The organism is Bradyrhizobium sp. S3.3.6, from assembly GCF_040546905.1.
Lineage (GTDB): Bacteria > Pseudomonadota > Alphaproteobacteria > Rhizobiales > Xanthobacteraceae > Bradyrhizobium > Bradyrhizobium cytisi.
Genome location: NZ_JBEPOT010000012.1, coordinates 225454 through 247756, shown reverse-complemented (window position 1 = coordinate 247756; position 22303 = coordinate 225454). Strand labels below are relative to the sequence as shown.

Genomic DNA, 22303 nt, shown 5'->3' with positions numbered 1-22303 from the left:
GGCGTTCATCCCATCTTGAAGAGATCGAGACCGAGGTACCGCGTCAGGGTGACGTAAAGGCCGAGGGTAGAGGCGAGCAGCACGAAGCTCAACGCCGCCGCCATCTCCCAATTGAGCTCGACGTTGACGTAGTTGGCGATGAAATTGCTGATCAACTGGTCGCTTGCCCCGCCGATTAGCACCGGCGTGATGTAGTAGCCGAGGCACAGGATGAAGGTGAGCAGGCAACCGGCGAGAACGCCGGGCATGACTTGCGGCAGATAGACCCGCCAGAACGCGGTGAAAGGCCGGGCTCCAAGTGATTGGGCGGCTCTGACCAGCGAAGGCTTGACCGAGCGCATCACGCTGTAGATCGGCAGCAGCGTAAAGGGCAGCTGGATATGCGTCATCGCGATGATGAGCCCGGTGCGGCTGTACATCAATTCGAGGCGATCCGACGTCAGGCCGAGCCAGAGCAACAGGTCGTTGAGCAGGCCGAATTTCTGCAGGATCACGGTCCAGGCGGCGGTACGCACAAGGATCGACGTCCAAAACGGCAGCAGCACCAGAACGAGGACCATGCCGGCAACCGCGGGGCGCAGATTGGTGATTACGAAGGCGAGCGGAAAGGCGAGCGCCAGCGTTGCGAGCGTGACGATCGTTGCGATCAGAAACGTCCGGCCAAAGACCCGGAGGAAGACCGCCTGGTCGGCCGGAACCGCGCCGATGGTCCCCCGCTCGGTCCATCGCAGGTCAAAGGCGCTGAGGAGATAGAACGAGGTGAAGCGGTTTGTGCCGGTGCGAATAGCCGCCCAGCTTTGCTCTTCGCCGAGCAGCGGAGCCGCCTTGATCATCGCCTCCTTGCCCGTCGCCTGATCCTGCGTGGCGATGCGCGCTACGCGGAGCACCTGGCTGCGGGCGCCGGGCAGGCGGGTGTTGAGGGCCTTGGCGAATTCATAAACGGCGCCTGCCGCCTGCGCCTGCTTCAAATCGGCCGCCAAGGCGAGGAAGACGGGCTCGCCGGGCACGCCGGCGCCGCTGTCCTGCCGGAGCGCCGCGATGGTGTGAGGCAGCGCATTGGCAATTGTCGGCTCGTAGACGGCCCGCGACAGCAGCGCGACGATCGGCGCGCCGAAACTGAACAACAGAAGCAGCAGGAGCGGGGCCGCCAACGCAAGCGGACGCAGGCCGTCCCATCGGTCCGTTGTGCCGATTTTCGGTAAGGCGATCGATGACATGAGGCACCCCTCGCGTGGCGTTAGGACCGGGTGGTGCCCGATCGGCGTTCTCGTCGCGGCCTATTCTATTGGGCGAGCCAGGCGTTGAAGCGCTTGACCAAGTCCTCGCCATGGTCACCCCAGAATTCGACGTCGCCGACCAGGTAGCTCTTCATGTGATCGGGCGCGGTGGGGAGTTTCGGCAGGACCTCCTTGGGAACGAACGGCGTCGCATCCGTCACCACCGGACCATAGGGAATGAAGCGGCCGAGCCGCGCGCCGACTTCAGGATCGGCCGCATAGGCGAGATATTTGTAGGCGAGGTCGAGGTTCTTGGCGCCCTTCGGAATCGCGATCATGTCATATTCGACGATCTGGTTGTCCCAGACGATCGCGAAGGGGCGCTTGTCCTGGTCGATCGCGTTTTGAATGCGCCCGTTCCACGCGGTCGTCATGACCACCTCCTTGGAGGCAAGCAGTTGCGGCGGCTGTGCGCCGGCATCCCACCAGACGATATCCTTCTTGATGGTGTCGAGCTTCTTGAAGGCGCGGTCGACCCCGGCCGAGGTTCCCAGCACTTTGTAGATGTCGGCGATCGGCACGCCATCGGCCATCAGAGCCCATTCCAGATTCTGCGCGGGCGCCTTGCGCATGGCGCGCTTGCCGGGGAATTTCTTGGTGTCGAAAATATCGAGCACGGAAGTCGGCGCCTCTTTCAGCACGGTCGTGTCATAGGCCAACACGTCGCCATAGACATCGATGCCGACGCCGCAATCGAGCGCCGTGCCTGGCAGGAATCGCGAACGATCGGCGACCTTCGAATAATCGAGGCGGATCAGAACGCCGGCGTCGCAGCCTTGCAGGACCGTCGAGGTTTCGACCGTCACGAGGTCGATCGGCACATTGCCGGTCTCGACCATCGCTTTGATCTTGCCGAGCTCGCCGGTATATTCCTGCTCGTTGAACTTGATGCCCATCTTCTTGGCGAACGGCTCGAACCAGGCCTGCCGCAGCGCCGCCTGCCACGCGCCGCCGGTGGCCATGACGGTGAGTTCTTCGGCGCTGGCGGGTTGAAGCTGGCCGACGATCGCGGCGCTCGCCAAGGCAAGCAAGGTCGTCCTGGATACTCGCTTCATGAAACGCTCCCTATGTTCGCTGAGCTGCCGTCCGGGACGGCGCCTGCCGGAAAAGCCCGGCAATCGGATATAGGCCAGCAAAGGTCGATCGCTTCGCCCGCCGCCATCGTTGCTTCAGGTCCGACTTTTACAGTCAGGATCTGCCCGCTCGCCAAACGCGCGAGTAGGCGCTGATGGTCGCCGTGATAGATTCGGCCATCGACCGTCGCCTGAAACCGGTTGTCCGAATCCGCGCCGGCGCCCGACAGCCCGATCCGCTCGGGCCGGATCGTCAGATGGACCGGCGCGCCCGGACGAATATCGCCGATCGCCATCGCGGTCGTCTTCAATCCTGTTGGCAGCGCGACCAGACATTGATTGCCGACGACGCGTTCGACGACACCATCCAGCGCATTGTTTTCGCCAATGAAGCCTGCGACGAACGCAGTCGCCGGCTTATTGTAAAGCTCGTCCGGCGTTCCGATCTGATCGATGGCGCCGCTTTCGAAGATGGCGACGCGATCCGACATCGTCAGTGCTTCGCTCTGGTCGTGCGTCACGTATACGATGGTGACGCCGAGCATCTGATGGATCTGCATCAATTCGATCTGCATGTGCTCGCGCAGCTTCTTGTCGAGAGCGCCGAGGGGTTCGTCCATCAGAACGAGGGTCGGCTGGAAGACGAGCGCGCGGGCGAGCGCGACACGCTGCTGCTGACCGCCCGAGAGCTGCGCCGGCTTGCGGTCCTTGAAGCGCTCCAACTGCACCATTTCGAGGGCGCGCACGACGCGCGGCCCGATCTCCGCCCTCGGCAGCTTTCTCACCGACAAAGGGAAGGCGACGTTGTCCGCTACGCTCATATGCGGAAACAGCGCGTAGTTCTGGAACACCATGCCGATGTTGCGTTCATAGGGCGGCAGGCGGTCGACCGACTTGCCATCGAGCGTAATGACGCCCTCGCTCGGACGTTCGAAGCCCGCCAGCATGTTCAAGGTCGTGGTCTTGCCGGAACCTGAGGGACCGAGGAACGTCAAAAACTCGCCCCGGCCGATGCTCAAATTCAACCGGCGGACCGCATGAAAATTGCCGTACGATTTCTCGACGTCAATGAATTCGACAAATTTGGCGTCGCCTTGGCCCGTTGCGAGTCGCGCGCCTGCCGCAAGGGGACTACGAAGCGACGAACTTTGTCCGGTCGAAACCATCGCTCCACCTCCCAAGGTTGCCCACAATTATGTGACCACACAATAGACGATTGAGTGACCGTACAATGCGGAAATCTGAGCGTCAAGGCTATCAAATGATGCAATTTACGGCGTCGACCATGTCATATAATAGGCAGTTGAAGCCGTAAGGAATGCATACAAGTCGGATTGTCCGATTCTTTTCTCCATGTTAAGAATGCCTTGGCCAAGACAAGAACGCTCGGGGCACCCAGCCGAAATGCTCGAAAATCTGGAACTGCCGGACAACGATCGACCGATTTATCAGCGTTTGGCGGATGCCATCGGTGAACGAATTGCTTGCGGCGAACTGGCTGAGGGCGACAGGTTGCCGCCACATCGAGAAATTGCGCGCCTGCTCGGCATCAATGTCACGACCGTCACCCGCGCCTTCTCGGCCTTGCAACAGCGCGGACTCGTTGAGGCGCGCCCCGGCCGCGGGACACTTGTCGCCGCGAAGGAGACGGAGGAAGGTGGATTCAAATCCGCGCCCAGCGATGAGGCCGGTCTGATCGATCTGTCCGTCAACAGGCCGGCGACGTCGGCTTATCGCGACGCGCTGGCGCTTCTTCTGCCGCACATCGCCAAAGATCGCCGATTTGGCGCGTTGCAAGACTATCATCCCCCGGAAGGTCCGCTATGGGCGCGCGCCGCGGCTGCGGATTGGCTCAATGGCGTAGCGGGCGATGGCGATGCCGGTCGCGTTGTCCTGACCGACGGCGCTCAGCATGGCCTTGCCTGCGTGCTACGGGCCCTGACGCAGCCCGACGATGTCGTCCTCGCTGATTCCATCACCTATCAAGGCATCAGCGCGCTTTGCCGGTCACAAGGTGTCGACCTGCGTGGGGTGTCGATCGACCGAGAGGGCATGCGGCCGGATGCTCTCGAGGCGGCTTGCGCGACCTTGCGCCCTCGCGCGGTTTTCCTCGTACCCAGCTTGCACAATCCGACAACGGTTACATTGAGCGAAGAGCGCCGCCGCGCGCTCGGGGCGATTGCGCGGCGCCATAACGTGCTGATCATCGAGGACGATGTCTACCGTCCGTTGCTCGATCGCGCCATTCCATCTTTCGCGGCCCTCGAACCTGAACTCACCGTCCACATCAGCGGCCTATCGAAATGCATCGCACCCGGCCTGCGCTACGGATTTGTGGTCGCGCCACGCGCAGTCTTGGGCAATGTCGCGGCGGCGCTGCGGATTGATTGCTGGAGCATCAGCCCGCTCACGGCATTGGTTGCCACCGTTTTGCTGGAAGAGGGGACCGCGAAGCGGATCATCGAATTCCAGCGCGAGGAACTGCGCCGGCGGCAGGCCATTTTGCGCGACGCCCTCGCGGCATTCGATGTTCAGACGGACGAGACGTCGCCTCACGCCTGGCTGCATTTGCCCGAACCGTGGCGAGGCGCTGCTTTCGCGCGCGCCTGCCGTCAGCGCGGAGTAGGCGTGCTTCCTGCGGACGCATTTGCGGTAGGACGCGAAACGCTCGCCCACGCCGTGCGCATCAATGTGGGCGCGGCGCCTTCAGCCGGCGAATTGCGGCAGGCGCTTTCGATCATGGCTGAACTGCTGAATGCCGGTCATCTCGAAATCTCGGGCGCGGTGTGAGGCGCCGTGGCGGAGTTGATCAAAACAGACGTCGCGATTGCCGGAGCCGGAATCATCGGCCTTGCGATTGCATTTCGGCTGGCGGGAGCTGGCCGTGAAGTCGTTGTCGTCGATCCGAACGAGGCAGGTTCGGGCGCCTCGTACGGCAATGCCGGGACATTGGCTCCTTACGCCTGTGCGCCGGTCGGCAACCCCGACGTTCTCTGGAATCTGCCGAACCTGCTTCTCAAGGCGGACAGCCCTCTCACCGTCAGGCTAGCCGCCTTACCCGCACTCGTTCCCTGGCTGTCGCGGTTCGTTTGGCAATCCGCGCCGGCTCGAGCGCGCCGCAACGGACACGCGCTTGCGGGCTTGCTCAAGGATGCGATGCCGGATTGGCGAGCGCTCGCCGAAGAGGCTCGACTTGCGGACCTGCTTCGCTATGAAGGCTGCCTCTATTACTATCGGGGAAAGCTTCCGCAAAAAGATAGCGAGTGGGGCGCCCGGCTGCGGAACGAGCTCGGCGTCCGACAGGAATGGCTGACGTCGGCAGAGGTCGCAAGGCTGGAGCCCGCGCTTCCTCCCGCGGCCGGCGGCGTTTTTTTCCCCGATGCGGCCCATACCGTCGATCCAGCCGTGATGACCCGCCGACTGGCGGCCGCAGCCGAGGCCAAGGGTGCTACGTTCGAACGCGCCCGCGTGGATCGGCTGGAGCCGCAGGACAGCGGACGCATCCGCTTGATCTGCCGCGACCGCACGATCGAAGCGCATACGGTCGTGCTCGCCGCCGGCGCCTGGTCGCAGTCTCTGGCTGCGCCAATTGGAGAGAATATTCCCCTCGATACGGAGCGCGGCTACCACATTGAATTCGCGATGGATGTCTGTCCGATCAACAGGCCCGTCAGCCCGGTCGATCTGGGCTTCTATATCACACCCATGGCCGGTCGTTTGCGGGTCGCGGGAACGGTCGAGCTTAGTGGCCTCTCGGCACCGCTCAATCAGAAGCAAATTGCTCTCCTGGAGCGAGGCGTCCGCAAGCTTTTCCCGAATCTCGGACCCGTTCAATCGCAGTGGCTCGGCTTTCGCCCCTCGCTTCCGGATTCGCTGCCCGTCATTGGACCGAGCCGACGCTATCCGAACCTGATCCACGCCTTTGGACACGGACACCTCGGCATGACCTTGGCCGGCGTAACCAGCCGCGTTGTTGTAAGCCTGATCGAAAGGCGCAATGATGTTCCGGACCTTTTCGCATTCCGACCTGACCGGTTTGGTTGAGTGATTTTTCGCGGCCGGATACCTCGCTCCAAAACCGCGCGCTGTCCACGGCTGCCGGCTTGGTGATGTCGTCGATCAGCGGGTGCGGCCGAGCGCGCTGGCCGTTTTGATCCGAAATAGTGCTTTTCTACTAGCGGCTTAGTCGGGAGGAACCACACTTCTCGCACGGCGTTGTCAGGGCGAACATTTCAAAGTTCGTCAGCCCCATCACCAATCGCAAAGGGGAAACGCCATGGATGACGTGGTGAATGATCGTTCGCGCCCGCAAGAACAGCTCGAGCGCGTCGTGACTGCACTCGGAACAGGAGCGGTGCTACTCGATTCCAATCGCGAGATCGCGTGGATCGATGAGCGCACCCGCGAGCGCCTGAACGGAGGCATCGACGAGCTCGCCGCGTCGTTGCGCACGCTCGATGCCGGCGCCGCCGTTCATTGTTGTCTCTCCGCCCAACAGATCGTGATCAATGGAGATGCGGTCACGATATGCCTTATTCAGGAACGCGAGCTTTCCGGGGACGAGCATGGACGTGATGCGGTCACGGCACTCGAGGCCGCGTTGGCCGATCCATCCCGGTTTACGCGCTCGATCATCGAAGCGCTCAAGGCGTTCCGTAAAGCCAAGCCGGCGCCAAGAACCTCGGATCTGGACATTCTCTCCGATCGCGAGCGCGAAGTCTTGGGCCTGATCTGCGAGGGCCGCAGCGATACCGAAATGGGGACCATGCTCAATCTTTCACAGAATACGATCCGCAACCACATCGCCTCGCTGTATCGGAAGATCGGTGTGAACCGCCGCAGCGCCGCTATGATTTGGGCGCGTGAGCGCGGCATCACGCCTCAAGATGCCTTGTCCGGACGGCGGCGGACGTCGCCGCGCCCGAGTCCCTCGGTTGAATAAGGCTTACTAGAAGGTTGGTATTTCTCTCTCTCTTGCGCACGAGGCGAGGAAACGCTCTTACTTTGCGATCCATCGCGCGTGCGGATGAAATCGATCATCCGTACTGAAAGGGGTGGCCGCGGGTCTGCCGTCGCCCGCTGGCGCCCCGCGATGTGCAACCAGGGCCACGCCCCGTGATCGACCCAATTCTACGCCTCTACGTTGCCGGAACCTCGGCAACTGCCCGGCGGGCTGAGAAACAGCTTGCCGAGCTTCAGGCGCGCATCCATCCGGCGTGCAAGGTCGAAATCATCGACGTTCAGGAGAGGCCGGAACTCGCTGAAAAGTCAGGCATCCTGGCGACGCCAACGCTCGCGTATGAAAGCCCTGAGCGCTCACGGCGCATCGTCGGCGATCTCGGCGACACCAGGCGTGTCCTGGATTTTCTCGGCATAGAACTGAAAGGGAAGTCCGCATGATCGCGCAAGACGAGGACATGGAGGTCTCGGATGTCCTGGACCGGGTGAAGACCGGTGTGAATGCCTTCGATGAGCTGGTGATGGGCGGCCTGCCGCGTGGGCGCACGACGGTTGTCGGCGGGACGCCAGGTAGCGGCAAGACGGTGTTCGCGACGCAATTTCTCGCTCATGGCATTACTCACTACGGCGAAAACGGGGTTCTGGTGACGTTCGAAGAGCCGCCCGTCGATATCGAGGCCAACATGCGCAGCTTCGGCTGGGATCTTCCCGCCTGGCGCAAGGAGGGGCGTCTGGCCTTTGTCGATGCGAGCCCTTCGGCGAGCGACGAAATGGTGGTCGGCGATTACGATCTGGCCGGCCTGCTGGCGCGCATCGATCATGCGGTCAAAACCGTCCGCGCCCGTCGCGTGGTGCTGGATTCGCTGACGCAGCTCTTCGATCACTTCATCGGCGACCCGAAGATATTGCGCCGCGAGCTGTTCCGCATCAGCAGTGCCCTGAAGAAATCGAAGCTCGCGGTGCTGATGACCGCAGAGCGCAACAACGAATACGGCGAGATCACGCGCCATCGCCTCGAAGAGTTCGTTGCGGACAATGTCGTGATTTTGCGCAACGTGCTTCACCGCGAAAAGCGCCGCCGTACCATCGAAGTGCTGAAAATGCGCGGCAGCCATCACGCCGAAGGCGAGGCGCCGTTCACCTTACTGGAGAATCGCGGTGTCGTGGCCGTGCCTCTGTCGTCGCTGCGCCTCGAACAGCAGTCGAGCATGGTGCGGGTGACCAGCGGCAATCCCGCGATCGACGAGATGTGCGGCGGCGGCTTCTTCCGCGACAGCGTCACGCTCGTGAGCGGCGCCACCGGGACCGGCAAGACGCTCTTGGTGACGAACTTCCTCGCCGGCGGCGTCGCCGCGGGCGAAAAGTCCATCCTGTTTGGATACGAGGAGAGCAGAGGCCAGTTGTTTCGCAACGCAAGCGGCTGGGGCGTGGACTTCGCGCAAATGGAGGCGGAGGGCAAGCTCAAGATCATCTGCCTCTATCCGGAAGCGCAAGGCTTGCCGGATCATCTCCTCACCATCCAGGGCCTGGTCGATGAATTCAAGCCGAGCCGGATTGCGATCGACAGCCTCTCTGCGCTGGAGCGAATCGCCCCCGACGCGGGCTTTCGCGAATTCCTGATCAGCCTCACGTCCTTTATCAAGAAGCGTGAAATCGCCGGCCTTTGCACGGCGACCAGCAAGTCGCTGGTCGGTGGCGAAAGCGTCAGCGAACAGCACATTTCGACGCTGACCGACTCGATCATTCTGCTGCGCTATATCCAGGAGCAGGACAGGATGCATCGCGGTCTGATGATCCTGAAGATGCGAGGCAGCGAGCACGCCAAGGAGATTCGCCGTTTCACCATCGACAACACCGGCATGCATCTCGGTGATCGTTTCGAGGACGCACCCAACGTGTTCACCGGCGGCGATCCCGAGTACAGACGCTGAGGTCCGGACCGCCGAATAATACCCCATGCGAGACATCACGATGAATGCGGCAAGTCCCCGAGGAAGCGGTGGTATCGATCAGGCGGACATCCGCTTCCTGGTCGAGAAGAATGCCGACGGAATCATCGTTGTCGACGAAGACGGCATCGTGTTGTTCGCCAATCCGGCCGCGGAACAGATTTTCGGCCGCGCGCGCGAGACGCTGACCGGTTCGCCGATCGGCATACCTCTGATCGGCGGCGACACGACCGAGATAGCGATTCATCGTCCGGGCGGCGGTTCGATCGACGCCGAGATCCGAGTTGTGGATACGACGTGGGATCGCCGCCCGGCGCTTCTGGCGAGCTTGCGCGATATATCGGCGCGAAAGGCGATGGAAGAGCGGATGAGGCAGTCGGCCAAGATGGAGGCGGTCGGCCGGCTGACCGCCGGCATCGCGCATGACTTCAACAACCTGTTGACGGTCGTGCTTGGAAACCTGGAAAGCGCGCGGCGGCAGTCCGCCGTGGCGACGACCGAACGGGCTCAGGCCCTTGACAACGCGACGCGCGGCGCACGCCGGGCCGCAGTTCTGACCGAACGGCTGCTTGCCTTCGCGCGTCAAAAGCCGCTGGAGCCGGTCCTCCTCGATGTCAACGAAATCGTGTTGAGTATGTCCGATTTGCTTCAGCGCACTCTGGGCGAGAGCATCAATGTCCGTACCGTGCTCGATCCCGAAGCCTGGAACATCGAGACCGATCCGACCGAACTGGAAGCAGCGATGCTGAATCTCGCCGTCAACGCGCGTGATGCGATGCCGGATGGCGGTGAACTCGTGATTGAAACCTCGAATGTCGAGCTTGAAGCCGCCTATGCCGCAGCCAACGCCGATGTGACGACCGGACCGAATGTGATGATCGCGGTCTCCGATACAGGCACGGGGATGACGGCCGATGTCCTCAAGAAAGTGTTCGAGCCGTTTTTTACGACCAAACCCGACGGCCGCGGGACCGGTCTCGGACTCAGCCAGGTCTACGGCTTCGTGAAGCAGACCGGCGGCCACCTGAAGCTTTATAGCGAGCCCGGGCTCGGAACGACTGCGAAGATTTACTTCCCAAGAGCATCGAAAACGCCGCGCAGCCCTAAAGCCGATGGACCGAAAAAGCTTGACCATGTTCCGCTCGCCTGCGAGGGCGAAGTCATCCTTGTGGTCGAAGATGACGAGGATGTTCGCAACTACACCGTCAGCAGCCTGCGCGAACTCGGCTATGTCGTGTTTGAAGCCATCGATGGGACCTCTGCGCTCGAGATCGTAGAACGCGAAGCACGAATCCATCTGCTCTTTACCGATCTCGGCCTTCCGGGCGCCATGGACGGAAGGGCGCTTGCGGACCGCGTTCGCGTCATCAGGCCGTCTTTGAGGACACTCATCACGACAGCATACGCCGGCAGTGTCCTTCTCAGCGAGGGAAGGCTTGCTCCTGGCGTCGAACTACTTAGCAAGCCTTTCACTTTGACCGCTCTGGCCATGCGTATCCGGGAATTGCTCGATCGGGACGAAGAAGGTCAGGGCGGCCGCATTCTTGTCGTCGATGACGAAGTCCTGATTCGCATGTTGGTTGTGGATACTCTCGGGCGCGAAGGGCTGCAGGCTGAAGAAGCCGGCAGCTTCCATGAGGCTCTCGCGAAGATTCGAAACATCGGCGACAAACTGGTCGGGGCAATCATCGACCTCGGTCTTCCAGACAAGCCCGGCGATGGACTTGTCGCCGACATCAGGGCTTTGCAGCCACATTTGCCGATCATCTTGGCAACCGGCTATGCCAGGGAGAATGTCCGCCAGCGGTTTGCGCAAGATGCGTTGCTGCAGATCGTAGCAAAGCCGTTTGATATGGAAACTCTCATGGCTGCGCTAACAACGATGGGAGTACGAACGCGGAGGATCTGATACGATGGCGTTGTCAGATGGCGCGAGAGCGCTCTAGGTGCAAAACCTGCGCTTCGCGGCCGCAGCTCCAACGTCACAAGCTCGCGACTACGCAGAAACACCGGGCGCGGTCCTAAGCCTGAGGAAGCGCGATGCCCGTTAGCTCCTCCAATTTGGCGATGAGCTGCTCCTGGAATTGGAGATCGAGGGTCTCACCGGCCGGCTGCTCCTGCCGGAGATGGTGCCAGTAGCGTCCGCTGACCATTGCAGCCGGTTCGTCGCTGATGGCAAGCCAGGTCTGGGTCCTTTGGCCGGTATCGAGGTCGACCGGCGCACCCGGGCCGCCCATTCTCGTGCGCGCCCAGCCGGGATCGACGGCATTGCTCAAGACCCGCGGCCAGCGTCGCGCCAGGGCGAAAGCGAGCGCGACGAGCTGCAGCTTGCTTTCGGCGTAGGCCTTAGCCGGATCCCAGGTCCGCTTCGTCCAGTCAACGTCGCCCAGCGAACCCTCTCCGCCGCGGTGCAGGCCGCTGCTGAGGTAGACCAACCGACCGGGACGCTCGATCAGCGCAGTCAGGATGTACGGCGCCAAGGTGTTCACCGCCAACGTGGAGGCATGGCCCTCGGGCGTCGCGCCGCGACTGCGCTCCGTGTAGACGCCGGCGTTGTGGATGATCGCATCCATTCGCCCGATCGCGTTGACCTGATCCGCGATACCTCTGGTCTCAGCGGCGCTGCGGAGATCGCCGATGACGATTCCTGCGGCCCGCGAGGAGAGCTTGCCGATGGTCGCGACGCGATCCGCCGATCGGGCATGCAGCACCACGCGGTGTCCGTGGTCGAGAACCGACTCCGCCGCCGCCCGCCCGAGTCCGTCCGTGCTGCCCGTAATAAAAACAATCGCCACTCGCTCCTCCTCTCGATGTCCAGAAGCTCCCAGGATCGCCGCCCTCACGCCAGACCGACGCAAGGCAATGTGTTCGCATTCAGCTGCCCTTGGCTTTCCGCCCGCGGCCGCTCGGCTTTACGGGCACGCTCTTTCCGTGCTCCTTCCACCAGGCGGTCAGTGCCTGCATCATGGGACCGAGCCCCCGCGCCTTGGACGTGATCTCATATTCGACGCGGGGCGGCACTTCCGCGAATACAGTGCGTGACACCAGACCGTCCGCTTCGAGCTCACGGAGCTGTGCCGTCAGCATGTGCTGGGTGATGCCCGGGATCGCCTTTCGCAGCTCCCCGAAGCGGTAGACCCGCTGATTGAGCAGCCACATGATCTCCAGCTTCCATTTGCCTGAGAGCAGCGCGAACGCGCGCCGCATCTCTTCATGCATGTTGATCTGTTTATCGGCCATAGTCTGCTTTTCCATACTAGCAACAGGTTATTCATCCTACTTGCGAATACAGATCTTAGCCGACATTTTCGATGTGCGCTGCGGATGCAGAGACAATCACGCATTTCGAGCAGCCGCGAAGTCGAAGGAGCTGTTGCTGCCGCAACCGCGCTCAGGAAGAGATCATGGCATCGGTCTACATATATTGGGTCAGCACCACGCTTTTGTGCCTGCTGTATCTGACCTCGGGCTACATGTACGCAACAAAAGGGGACTGGGTCCGGAAGGCACTCGCCGACCTCGGTTACCCAGCCTACCTCGTGCCGTTCATGATCGTGGTGAAGATCGCAGGCCCAGTCGCCATCGTGTCGCGTTTCAACGTGGCGCTCAGCGATCTCGCCTATGCCGGTGTCTTCTATCACCTCCTGCTGTCTGGAATGGCGCACATCGGCGTGCGCAGCCTCAAGGGCGCTCTGCCGGCGGCCATTGGCCTGATCTTGCTGGCCGCTTCCTTTGCAACGCAGAACGTCGCTCGTGAAGTCCCGTCACCCTACGTGCAAGCGGCGATGCTCTGACGCACCAGGAAAATATCGAGCACACCATCGAATGGAGACAAGAGCGCACGACGGAGCATTCTGGAAAGTTTGCAACGTCAGCGAACTCGCCCAAAAAATCGGGGACGCGAGAGTACCCGCACCTTCTCCAGAGCCGCAACGGACGCAATGGGCGCAGAGCTCGTTCGAGCTGACGCGCGTCGTATCGTGACAAACAACTTGTTCCTACCGAAAGAGGATCACTCATGAATGAGCGACGGGTATCTGGTGGCAATTACGTGTTTTTCGGCGGTTCCACGGGCATTGGTCGTGCTGCGGCCGTGGGGCTGGGGCGCCGCGGCGCGAACGTGCTGATCGTCGGTCGGGGACGAAAGGCCGGCGAGGTCGCGATCGAGGCCGTTCGCGCAGCGGGCGGCGCGGCCGCCTTCCTGAGCGCCGACCTATCGACCCTCAGGGGCGTCAAGGCGGCGGCCGAGGAGGTCATGGCGTGGCGACCGGTCCTGCACGGGGTGATGCACACCGCCATGGCCGCGTTCAAGGGCAAGACCTTGACGGCTGACGGTCTGGAGTTCGCCTTCGCCCTGCAATACATGGCGCGCGCGGCGCTCAATCGGGCGCTGGCCGAACCGCTCGCCGCCTCGGGCGATGGACGCATTGTCAGCATCTCGGGCAATGTCCCGTTGTCTTTCATGCCAGATCTGGATGACCTGCAATTCGAGCGCCGCAAGTGGAGCTTCTACAAGTCGATCCTGGGTACCCACCTCCTTGGTCATCTGCATGTCCAGGAAGCTGCACGGTTGTGGCGCGACCGTCCTGTGACCATCGCGGCGGCCTGTGTCGGTTCCACCAAGACCAAGGTCATGGCCGATCCGCTCATGCCCTTGAGCATGAAATTGTTGGGGCTGTTCGGTACAACGCCCGAGGTTTCCGCAGTCAACGCAGTCCGCATTTTGACCCAGGCTTCGCCGGCCGACCTGGATGGAGCCGTCCTGCGCAACCCCAAGCGTTTCGAGCCGGAGCCACTTGCAATGAACTCCGATGCCGCCAGGAAGCTATGGGCCCTGACGGGCGACATTGCGGCCAAGCACGGCTTATCGTTGGAATAACGAGCCAATGAAAACGAATGTCATCGTAGGGGCCAGTGCTGTCGGAAGCGCTGTCGCGTCCCTGCTCGCTGAACGCGGCGAGAATGTCCGGCTCGTGACACGCAGAGGCGGCGGCCCAACTCATCCTTTGATCGAGCGCATCGCGGCGAACGCGGCCGATGCCGATCGGCTGAGCACAATCGCCGAAGGTGCAGCCGCTCTCTTCAATTGCGCCAGCCCGGCCTATGATCGTTGGCTGATCGACTGGCCGCCGATCAGTGCGGCAATATTGAAGGCTGCGGAGCGCAGCGGCGCGGTCCTCGCGACACACGCCACACTATATCCCTATGGTCCGGGCTCCGGCGTCATGTCAGAAGCCACGCCGCTCGCTGCCACGCATCCCAAGCTACGCATGCGCGGCGAGATGTGGCAGGAGGCGCTCGCGCTGCACCGCGCCGGCCGCATCCGCGCGACTGAAATACGCGCCAGCGATCATATCCAGCCCCAATCGTTGGTCAGTCTGGCGATGTTCAGACCCATGCTCGCCGGCAAGCGCGTGAAATCGCCGATACCAGTCGACGTGCCTCGAACCTGGACGTCGACCGGGGATGCGGCCCGCCTTCTGTCGACGGTGGCAACCGACAAACGCGCTTGGGGCAGAGCATGGCACGTGCCGAGCCATGAGCCGATGACGGCACGCGAGCTCCTCACCCGGTTCGCGAAAGCCAACGGTCTGCCGGAACCGAAGATAACGGTCATACCCTGGGGCTTGGTCTGGACAGTCGGCATTTTCGTCCCGATGGTTCGCGAACTCCGCGCGACACGCTATCAGTTCGCCGACCCCTTCATCATGGACTCTCGTCTCGCCCGAGAGACTTTCGGGATGGAGCCGCAACCGCTGGAGACCGCGTTGCGCGATGCCGCGCGGATGCTGGAGTGAGATCTCCTTTCGCGCCGGAAACCGTACGCTCTCAAATGCGTCGAGAAGACAGTCGCCGGATCGCGCTCAATCCGTTAGCGCCGGGTGCGATCGAGACCGGCTTCGGTCGCGCGCGCGGCTCACTCTGTCGTGCCGGCAAGACGCAGATTCGGCACGCCGACGCCGCGGGCACGGATTGGTGCGGCCAACTTTCCTCCGCTGACATCGAGAACGAAGCCGGTATCGTCGGGGCGCAGGCGCAATTCAATGGCCATGCCGGTCTTGCGCCAATCTGCCGTCTCGCCATCATCGACGTAGACAAGGCCGAAGCCACCATGATCGGGCGCTCCGAACGCGATCGCCGTCAGCCCCTCCTTGTCTTCGACCGGAACGATCGCGCCCGCGCGTGCGAAGAGCGGTAGCCGGCCCAGAGGCGCTGCGACAGTAATGGTTCGCCCGCCCTCGAATGGCGTCCCGTCATGCCAGTCGTACCAGCCACCGGGATGGGCGGGCAGGTAGACTTCGCGCGTCGTCGCGCCTTCTTCCAGCACCGGAGCGACGAGGAGATCGGGGCCAAGCATGAAAGCATCCTCGACGGCTCCGGCGGTCGCGTCGGACGCGAAATCCCACAACAGCGGGCGCACCGCCGGCACGTCGTCGGCCGCCGCACGCCACATCTGGGTGTAGAGATAAGGGATGAGGCTGTGACGCAGGTTCATGGCGGATCGGACCTGCGGAAGTACGCCCGGATGCATCCAGGGCGTGTTGACGATGCCGCTCGTCTTCCAGGAATTCATCACCATGCGCGGCCACAACGCGCAGAACTCGACAAACCGGCAGAGCAGCTCCGGGCCTGGCGACGGGCCATGGAAGCCACCGACGTCGTGGCCGATGTTGTAAAGCCCCGACAGGCTCATGTTGAGCCCCTGGGTCAGGTTGTAGCGCAGCGTCTTCCACGAGGTTTCGTTGTCGCCGCTCCAGGTCTGGCCGTAGCGGGCGATGCCGGCGCTGCCGGCGCGCGTGATGGTATAGGGGCGTTTGTCCGGTGCCTGTGCGGCCTGGGTCTCGTAGGCGAGCTTGTGCATCAGGAGCGCCTGCGCGGGACGGGCGAGCCCTTGCGGAAACGGCCGTCCGTCGCCGTCGCAGACCGCATCCTCGTCCCAGATCTCGTATTCGTTGTTGTCGCTCCACACCGCCGTCACCCCATAGGCGAGCAGCGCGTCGCGGATGCCGTCCGCCCACCACTGCCGGCCCTTCGGGTTGGTGAAGTCGACATGGAAACCGAGGCCGTCCCAGAATTGCGCGACCGCCGGATCGCCGGTCTCGCCGTCAGCGACCAGAATGCCGCTCGCCCTGGCTTCAGCGAGCCGTGGATGATCGTCGAGCAGGCAGGGCTTGATGTTGGTGACCGGCCGCATGCCGGCCGCCTTGAGCCGCGCCATCGTCGCCGACGGATCCGGGAATTTGTCGCGGTTCCAGTTGAAGACGTAGCGGCGGTCGCCGATCGAGGTGTAACCCGAGCCGAAGTGAAAGCTGTCGCAACGAATGCCGTGGCGTTTGCAATCCTCGATGAAGCCGGTGATGCGCGCGTCCGCATCCGGCGCGTCGGCAATCGTCATGGTCGTCATCGCGAATCCGAGCGTCCAGCGGGGCGCAAAAGCCTGTCCGCCGGTCAGCCAGGAAAACCGGCGCGTGACTTCCGGCACGGTCGGGCCGGCGAGCACGTAATAGTCGAGGTCGCCGTCCTCGGCGCGATAGCTGCGGAACAGCCCATGGTAATTGTCGATCGTGCAGCCGAGGTCGACCGAGCCGAGGGCGAGATTGTCGTAGAACACGCCGTGCGCGCCGCGTGGGCCATCGACGATGAAGAACGGCAGCATCTTGTACAGCGGATCGGAAAGCTCGGCATCGTAGCCGCAGGGGTCGACAGCGTCGATCGCGAAGCGCCGGCCTGTGCGATCGAGCGGACCGGCCTTATCTCCGAGGCCGTAATGGCGTTCGTCCTCGTGCCGTTCCATCGCGTGCAGCGACGCACCGGTCTTGCGCGACAGCAAGTAGGCCTGGGTCGGACGGTCGCGCAGCAATGGCCGGTCCTCGCCGTCGCGGTACCAGGCGATGCCGAACGGATCAAGCTGCACTTGCGCGCTGAGACCCGCGGCGGCGAGCGTGACGATGCCGCCGGCCTCCGACACCGTCGAAGCCGGATTGGCAAAGCCGGAGAAATCGTCGCGCAGCCGTCCTTCGAACGGCGGCTCGGTGCGACCAGGCGCAATCGCCCAGCCGCGGTCGAGGCGATAGCCATCCTGCTGGCGCAGGGTGACGCGGCCGATGTCGCTCTCCAGAATCGCGACGCGCAGCGTCGCGAGCGGAGCCGCCGCCGGTCCGGTCGCGAGGTCGAACAGCGCGGCTTGGCCGTCGAGACCGCGGAAGCGGCCGTGGGTCAGGGCTTTCATGAAATCAGGCTCCGGGTCGGTCAGGGCCGGGCGAGGGTTGCGCCGGCTGCGTCGAAGATGTGCAGGTGGTCGGCGGCGAAGCGGATCGCGACCGCATCGCCGCGGTGGAACTGTGACTGGCCATCCTCGCGCAGCGTGATCTGCGGCAGGCCGGGGGCCGAGGCATAGATGAAGGTCTCGCCGCCAAGCCGTTCGACGAGGTCGACTGTTGCTGTGAGCATGCCCGTGTCGGGCGTGGCGTCGATATGCTCGGGCCGGATGCCGAGCGTCACGGCCGCGCCGGCGGCGAGGCCGGAAGGGGCGCGAGGTAACGCGACGTCACGTTCGCCGACCGTGAGGCGGAGCATGCCGTCGTCGGAAACCACCACAGCCGGCAGGAAGTTCATCCGGGGCGAACCGATGAAGCCGGCAACGAAGGCGTTCGAGGGGTGATTGTAGAGCTCGAGGGGCGTGCCGATCTGCTCGATCCGGCCAGCTTTCAGCACCACGATCCGGTCGGCAAGTGTCATGGCTTCGACCTGATCGTGGGTGACATAGATCATGGTGCCGCCCAGCTTGGCATGCAGCGCGGCAAGCTCCTTGCGCGTCGCGACGCGCAACTCCGCGTCGAGGTTCGACAACGGCTCATCGAACAGAAAGATCTTCGGATCGCGCACGATGGCCCGGCCGATGGCGACGCGCTGGCGCTGTCCGCCGGAGAGCGCCTTGGGTTTGCGGTCGAGATAGTCCGTGAGCCGCAGCATGGCGGCGGCGCGCTCGACCCGCTCCTCGATCTCCGCAGGCTTCAGCCTCATGTTCTCGAGCGCAAAGGCCATGTTCTTGCGCACGCTCATGTGCGGATAAAGCGCATAGGACTGGAACACCATGGCAAGCCCGCGCTCGGAGGCCGGCAGATGGGTGACGCGCTCGCCGTCGATATGGACCTCGCCGCTGGTTACGTTTTCGAGGCCGGCGATGACGCGCAGCAGCGTCGACTTTCCGCAACCGGACGGCCCGACGAAGACGACGAATTCGCCATCCTTCACGGCGAGATCGATGCCGTGCAGCACGTCGATGCTGCCGAAGGATTTGCGTGCGCCCGTGAGTTTCAGCTCAGCCATGGTGATAGCCCCGATCGGTCATTTCATTCCGGTCGAGCCGATGCCCGTCGTGATGAAGCGCTGGAGGAACACGAAGACGAGCGCGACGGGAATGAGCGTCACGACCGTCATCGCAAGCAGGTAATGCCACTGGGTCTGGAGCTCGCCCTGGAAGGCATTGAGCGCGATCTGCAGCGTGTAGACCTCGGTCTTGGTCAGCACCGCGAGCGGCCACAGGAATTCGTTCCAGCGCCACATGATCGAGAAAATTGCCAGAACCGCCAGCGCCGGCAGGGTCAACGGCATGACGATGCGCCAATAGATCTGCCACTCGGACGCCTTGTCCATGCGCGCGGCCTCGATCAGATCCTTCGGCAAGGTCAGCATGTATTGCCGGAGCAGGAACACGCCGGTCGGCGTCGCGGCACCCGGCAGGATCACCGCCCAAAGCGAGTTGGTGAGGCCGAGTTCGGTCACCACCAGATAGACCGGCACGAGGATGATGGTCACCGGGATCATCAGCGTCCCGATCACCGCCAGGGTGGCCGCCTGCTTGCCGGGGAACTGATAGACGGCGAGCCCATAGGCGGCCATGGAATTGATCAGCAGCGTGATCAGCGTGGCGATCACCGTCACGAATACCGAATTGTACAGGAAGCGCAGGAAGGCGAAGCGCTGCAGCGGCTCGCTGTAGTTCTCGGTCGCAAGCGCGACGCGGCGCACCGGTTCGCGCTTGTCGATCGCGACGCGGAACTGTTGCGAGGGATCGGCGGGATCGACCATCTGGGCAATGAGGCCGATGCGCCGGACCTGCGCCAATTCGCGGACCGTGCCGTCGGGAAGCTTGGCGCGGAACAGCGGCAGCTTCTGCGGCTGACCTGATACCGTCACTTCGACCTGTGCGAACGGGAGCAGCGACGGGGGAAATTCCAGCAGCGCGCTCTGGGTCTTGAACGATGACAGCACCAGCCATAGCACCGGTCCGAACATCAGGACGACACCGAGCGCGAGATAGACGTAGGCCGCGATGTCGGTCCAGTGCAGGGGACGTCCGGGCCCGTTGCGACGCTGACCGAGCATGCTTGAAAGGCGGATGGTTGCCATCTCAAACCTCTTTGCGCCGCGCGGCGGCGAATTGCAGGAGCGTCAGGACAAAAAGCACGACACCGAGCACGACGGACGCTGCGGCAGCGAGGCCGAAATTCTGCACCTGGCTGGAGAACGCGGTCTCGTAGATGTACTGGACCACCATCAGCGTCGCGGTGCCGGGACCGCCGCCGGTCAGCACGAAGACCTCGTCGAAGGTCTGCGCGCCCTTGATGAGCGCGAGCACGATGACGACGATCATGTTCGGCCACAGCAACGGCAGCGTGATGCGCAACAATACGCGCCAGCGTGGCGTCGCGTCCATCTCCGCCGCCTCGTAGAGATCGGCGGGGATCGCTTGCAGACCGGCGAGCAGGATCAGGGTGTAGAAGCCCATATGGGCCCACACCGAGACGAATACTGCCCAGAACATCGCCCAGCCCGGATCGACGAAGAACAGGATCTTCTGACCGCCGAGCGTGGTGATGGCGGCGTTGAGGAGCCCGTCGCGCTGCAAGATCCATTTCCAGATCAGTGCGACCACCACGGGCGACAGCAGCACGGGAAAGAAATAGACCGCCCGGAAAAAGCCCCTTCCACGGATCTTCATGTTGAGAACGAGCGCGGTGACGAGCGAAAACAGCACCATCGCCGTCACCTGAAAAACGACGAACTTTGCGGTATTGGCGACGCCGCGCCAGAAGTGGTCCTCGCGGCAGCTCGATGGATCGAGATAGGAGCCGCAGTCGAGCAGATAGGCGAACTGGTCGCCGCCGACATAGGGGCGCTGCGAGGGAAACAGCGCCGTACCGCCGGTCACCGAGAACACGACGTTGATGCCGATCGGCAGGAATACGAACAAGCCGAAGAAGACGAAGTTGGGAAGCAGGAACACGTACGCCATGCGCCGCGCACCGATCATGCGCTGCATCCATCGCATCGGCGGATCGAGCAGCCGCAGCGCGACGCCAACCGGCAGGACCGCGACCTGTCCGAGCCGGGCGAGCGCGCCGGTTGCTATGCCGCGCTCAGGTCGGATCGTGGACGAGATGCCCGACATCACACTGATCCTCCGGCCCGATGAAGGCGTTGCCGTCACTTCTTGTTGCGTTCGGCTATCTGCTGCGCGACGTCGGCGGTGATGCGCTTGTAGGCGTCCTCGAGCGTCGTCTCGCCCGAGACCGCCTGCCCGAGCCGGCTGATGACGGCGTTCAGGACGATTCGGCTATTGCTGTAGCCCTGGATCCGGTAGGCGATCGGAGAAATCTGGGCCGCGCTTGCGGTGAAGACCCTCAGCGCGGCGGCGGCTTCCGGGCTGGCCGTCGGATAGTCGAGGCCCTTCTTCGCGAGCCCGAGGTGGCCGGGCACGAACAGCGAGCGCGAGTAGAACTCCGCCAGCACCGGTTCGCTCGCGAGATAGTCCATCACCCGCGCGACTTCTTTGGGATGCTGGGTCGTCTTGAAGGCCACAAGACCGGCGCCGCCCAGCATGCTGCTGCACCCGCCGGGCCCGCAGGGATTGGGGACTGCCACCCAGTCGAAGGCATCGCCGACGGTCTTGGCGAACTGACTAATCTGCCACGATCCGGACAGATACATCACGACCTGCGCATTCTTGAATTCGTCGTTGGCGCCGCGATAGGCCGTGCCGGAGACCGAGCCCCACAGCTCCTTCGACATCACGCCGGACTTATGCCAGTCGTAGACCAGCTGCGCCGCGCGCTTGAAGCCTACGTCGACGACATCGGGCTCGCCATTCGCCCCGAACACCTGCGTGCCTTGCGAGACCGCCAGTGCATAGAAACGATGGCCCGAGCGGTCGAGCGCCAGCGGGAACGGCGCCTGGACCTTGTCCGCCACCTGCTTCGCCGCCTTCGCCCAGTCCTCCCAGGTCGACTTCTCGCCCGGCATCGCGACCCCGGCCTGCTCGAACAGGGTCTTGTTGACGAACGGACCGGTGACGGTGAGCTGGGTCATGAAGCCCGGGATTGCCTTGGTATCGCCGGCCGGGCGCATCCATTCGAGGAAAGGGCCGAAGTTCGTTTCCCAGTAGCCGGGGTCCTTGAGAAAGGGGCGCATGTCGAGGGCGAAGCGCGACAGGCCGCCCATGTCGACGACGCGCGCCATGTCCGGGCCCTGGCCGGAGGCCAGCTGCACCGGCAAGGTCTCGTTGATGGCCTTGAAGGGCACCTGATCGAGGACGATTTCGATGTCGTTGTTCTGCTCGTGGAATCGCTTGAGCAGGTCAGCCATCACCTCGCCCTCGTTGCCGTCCGAATACCAGGTCATGCGCAGCGTGGTGGTCTCGGCCGCGACCGGCCCGCCGAATGCAGTGGCGGCCAGCAGGGACAGTGCAAAGGACGCGATGACGGGCGTGGCGGCACGCATGGTCGAATCTCCTCTCCGCTCGCTGACCCGATGCGGGTCCGCGCGAGATCTGGCGCATGGGTCCGTTCTCGGACGGATCCTCAGCGCTGGCGTTTCCTTCAATATCGGCACCTGCTCAGGCGGATGCCTTACTCACGAATTGGGGCGCGTTATCCACAGACTGGGCAGCAGGTGGATAAACCGACATCCCCTTCCGCAAGAGCAAAAACATCTTTGGCAAACGTTTGCCAATCTGTCAATCTTCGTTTTGACGGCCTCCTTG

General features: G+C 63.1%; 19 protein-coding genes. 9 read left to right on the top strand and 10 right to left on the bottom strand.

The genetic code is table 11. The features are described from left to right. Positions 1–5: 5 nt before the first annotated feature. The 3 genes from ABID59_RS29465 to ABID59_RS29455 form a co-directional block, all read right to left on the bottom strand. Positions 6–1217: an ABC transporter permease gene (locus ABID59_RS29465; RefSeq protein ID WP_148749906.1), complete on the bottom strand. Its 1212-nt coding sequence runs from the start codon at positions 1215–1217 to the stop codon at positions 6–8. Positions 1218–1282: 65 nt separating this feature from the next. Further along, positions 1283–2332: an ABC transporter substrate-binding protein gene (locus tag ABID59_RS29460; RefSeq protein WP_354085676.1), complete on the bottom strand. Its 1050-nt coding sequence runs from the start codon at positions 2330–2332 to the stop codon at positions 1283–1285. Further along, positions 2329–3375, bottom strand: a complete 1047-nt coding sequence (locus ABID59_RS29455) for an ABC transporter ATP-binding protein (RefSeq protein WP_347340221.1) — start codon at positions 3373–3375, stop codon at positions 2329–2331. The genes ABID59_RS29460 and ABID59_RS29455 overlap by 4 nt, the downstream gene beginning before the upstream one ends. A 379-nt stretch (positions 3376–3754) precedes the next feature. Between ABID59_RS29455 and ABID59_RS29450 the strand changes: the two genes are divergently transcribed. From ABID59_RS29450 to ABID59_RS29425, 6 genes are all read left to right on the top strand, one after another. After that, positions 3755–5140: an aminotransferase-like domain-containing protein gene (locus tag ABID59_RS29450; RefSeq protein ID WP_148749909.1), complete on the top strand. Its 1386-nt coding sequence runs from the start codon at positions 3755–3757 to the stop codon at positions 5138–5140. A 6-nt stretch (positions 5141–5146) separates the two neighbouring features. Further along, positions 5147–6394, top strand: a complete 1248-nt coding sequence (locus tag ABID59_RS29445; RefSeq protein ID WP_354085675.1) for an NAD(P)/FAD-dependent oxidoreductase — start codon at positions 5147–5149, stop codon at positions 6392–6394. 232 nt (positions 6395–6626) lie between these two features. Further along, positions 6627–7292 (top strand): response regulator transcription factor, encoded by a 666-nt coding sequence (locus ABID59_RS29440; protein WP_354085674.1) that lies wholly within the window; start codon positions 6627–6629, stop codon positions 7290–7292. A gap of 173 nt (positions 7293–7465) precedes the next feature. Next, positions 7466–7750, top strand: coding sequence for a circadian clock KaiB family protein (locus ABID59_RS29435; protein ID WP_187434695.1), 285 nt, complete (start codon positions 7466–7468; stop codon positions 7748–7750). Further along, on the top strand, positions 7747–9240 hold the full coding sequence (gene kaiC / locus ABID59_RS29430; RefSeq protein ID WP_354032520.1) for a circadian clock protein KaiC: 1494 nt from the start codon (positions 7747–7749) through the stop codon (positions 9238–9240). The genes ABID59_RS29435 and kaiC overlap by 4 nt, the downstream gene beginning before the upstream one ends. Positions 9241–9265: 25 nt before the next feature. After that, the gene (locus tag ABID59_RS29425; protein ID WP_354085673.1) at positions 9266–11167 is read left to right on the top strand and encodes a response regulator; all 1902 of its coding nucleotides are present in this window, start codon (positions 9266–9268) and stop codon (positions 11165–11167) included. Positions 11168–11279: 112 nt separating this feature from the next. Here the strand turns inward: ABID59_RS29425 and ABID59_RS29420 are convergent, their stop codons facing one another. Continuing rightward, a complete protein-coding gene (locus ABID59_RS29420) occupies positions 11280–12053 on the bottom strand; it encodes an SDR family NAD(P)-dependent oxidoreductase (protein ID WP_354085672.1) in 774 nt (257 codons plus the stop codon). Between the two features lie 79 nt (positions 12054–12132). Then, entirely contained in the window at positions 12133–12513 is a 381-nt protein-coding gene (locus ABID59_RS29415; protein ID WP_148749915.1) for a winged helix-turn-helix transcriptional regulator, read from the bottom strand. Between the two features lie 149 nt (positions 12514–12662). Here ABID59_RS29415 and ABID59_RS29410 point away from each other — a divergent pair, with 149 nt between their 5' ends. From ABID59_RS29410 to ABID59_RS29400, 3 genes are all read left to right on the top strand, one after another. Next, entirely contained in the window at positions 12663–13052 is a 390-nt protein-coding gene (locus tag ABID59_RS29410) for a DoxX family protein (RefSeq protein ID WP_354032518.1), read from the top strand. A 224-nt stretch (positions 13053–13276) separates the two neighbouring features. Then, on the top strand, positions 13277–14137 hold the full coding sequence (locus ABID59_RS29405; RefSeq protein WP_354085671.1) for an SDR family NAD(P)-dependent oxidoreductase: 861 nt from the start codon (positions 13277–13279) through the stop codon (positions 14135–14137). A gap of 7 nt (positions 14138–14144) precedes the next feature. Next, on the top strand, positions 14145–15056 hold the full coding sequence (locus ABID59_RS29400) for an NAD-dependent epimerase/dehydratase family protein (RefSeq protein ID WP_354085702.1): 912 nt from the start codon (positions 14145–14147) through the stop codon (positions 15054–15056). Positions 15057–15175: 119 nt separating this feature from the next. Here ABID59_RS29400 and ABID59_RS29395 read toward each other — a convergent pair whose 3' ends face one another. From ABID59_RS29395 to ABID59_RS29375, 5 genes are read right to left on the bottom strand one after another with little or no spacing between them, the layout of a single operon-like run. After that, positions 15176–17488 carry a TIM-barrel domain-containing protein gene (locus ABID59_RS29395; protein WP_354085670.1) on the bottom strand — a complete coding sequence of 771 codons (2313 nt, stop codon included), beginning with the start codon at positions 17486–17488 and terminating at the stop codon, positions 15176–15178. Between the two features lie 20 nt (positions 17489–17508). Continuing rightward, the gene (locus ABID59_RS29390) at positions 17509–18588 is read right to left on the bottom strand and encodes an ABC transporter ATP-binding protein (RefSeq protein WP_354085669.1); all 1080 of its coding nucleotides are present in this window, start codon (positions 18586–18588) and stop codon (positions 17509–17511) included. A gap of 18 nt (positions 18589–18606) precedes the next feature. Next, a complete protein-coding gene (locus tag ABID59_RS29385; protein ID WP_354085668.1) occupies positions 18607–19671 on the bottom strand; it encodes a carbohydrate ABC transporter permease in 1065 nt (354 codons plus the stop codon). A gap of 1 nt (position 19672) precedes the next feature. Then, the gene (locus tag ABID59_RS29380; RefSeq protein WP_502916394.1) at positions 19673–20713 is read right to left on the bottom strand and encodes a carbohydrate ABC transporter permease; all 1041 of its coding nucleotides are present in this window, start codon (positions 20711–20713) and stop codon (positions 19673–19675) included. Positions 20714–20748: 35 nt separating this feature from the next. Next, on the bottom strand, positions 20749–22041 hold the full coding sequence (locus tag ABID59_RS29375; protein ID WP_354085667.1) for an ABC transporter substrate-binding protein: 1293 nt from the start codon (positions 22039–22041) through the stop codon (positions 20749–20751). Positions 22042–22303: the final 262 nt, after the last annotated feature.

Excerpts from the sequence above, each read along its gene's own strand:
- ABID59_RS29465 (WP_148749906.1), bottom strand. The coding sequence starts at position 1,217 with ATGTCATCGATCGCCTTACCGAAAATCGGCACAACGGACCGATGGGAC.
- ABID59_RS29460 (WP_354085676.1), bottom strand. The coding sequence starts at position 2,332 with ATGAAGCGAGTATCCAGGACGACCTTGCTTGCCTTGGCGAGCGCCGCG.
- ABID59_RS29450 (WP_148749909.1), top strand. The coding sequence starts at position 3,755 with ATGCTCGAAAATCTGGAACTGCCGGACAACGATCGACCGATTTATCAG.
- ABID59_RS29440 (WP_354085674.1), top strand. The coding sequence starts at position 6,627 with ATGGATGACGTGGTGAATGATCGTTCGCGCCCGCAAGAACAGCTCGAG.
- kaiC (WP_354032520.1), top strand. The coding sequence starts at position 7,747 with ATGATCGCGCAAGACGAGGACATGGAGGTCTCGGATGTCCTGGACCGG.
- ABID59_RS29425 (WP_354085673.1), top strand. The coding sequence starts at position 9,266 with ATGCGAGACATCACGATGAATGCGGCAAGTCCCCGAGGAAGCGGTGGT.
- ABID59_RS29415 (WP_148749915.1), bottom strand. The coding sequence starts at position 12,513 with ATGGAAAAGCAGACTATGGCCGATAAACAGATCAACATGCATGAAGAG.
- ABID59_RS29410 (WP_354032518.1), top strand. The coding sequence starts at position 12,663 with ATGGCATCGGTCTACATATATTGGGTCAGCACCACGCTTTTGTGCCTG.
- ABID59_RS29405 (WP_354085671.1), top strand. The coding sequence starts at position 13,277 with ATGAATGAGCGACGGGTATCTGGTGGCAATTACGTGTTTTTCGGCGGT.
- ABID59_RS29400 (WP_354085702.1), top strand. The coding sequence starts at position 14,145 with ATGAAAACGAATGTCATCGTAGGGGCCAGTGCTGTCGGAAGCGCTGTC.
- ABID59_RS29395 (WP_354085670.1), bottom strand. The coding sequence starts at position 17,488 with ATGAAAGCCCTGACCCACGGCCGCTTCCGCGGTCTCGACGGCCAAGCC.
- ABID59_RS29390 (WP_354085669.1), bottom strand. The coding sequence starts at position 18,588 with ATGGCTGAGCTGAAACTCACGGGCGCACGCAAATCCTTCGGCAGCATC.
- ABID59_RS29385 (WP_354085668.1), bottom strand. The coding sequence starts at position 19,671 with ATGGCAACCATCCGCCTTTCAAGCATGCTCGGTCAGCGTCGCAACGGG.
- ABID59_RS29380 (WP_502916394.1), bottom strand. The coding sequence starts at position 20,713 with ATGTCGGGCATCTCGTCCACGATCCGACCTGAGCGCGGCATAGCAACC.
- ABID59_RS29375 (WP_354085667.1), bottom strand. The coding sequence starts at position 22,041 with ATGCGTGCCGCCACGCCCGTCATCGCGTCCTTTGCACTGTCCCTGCTG.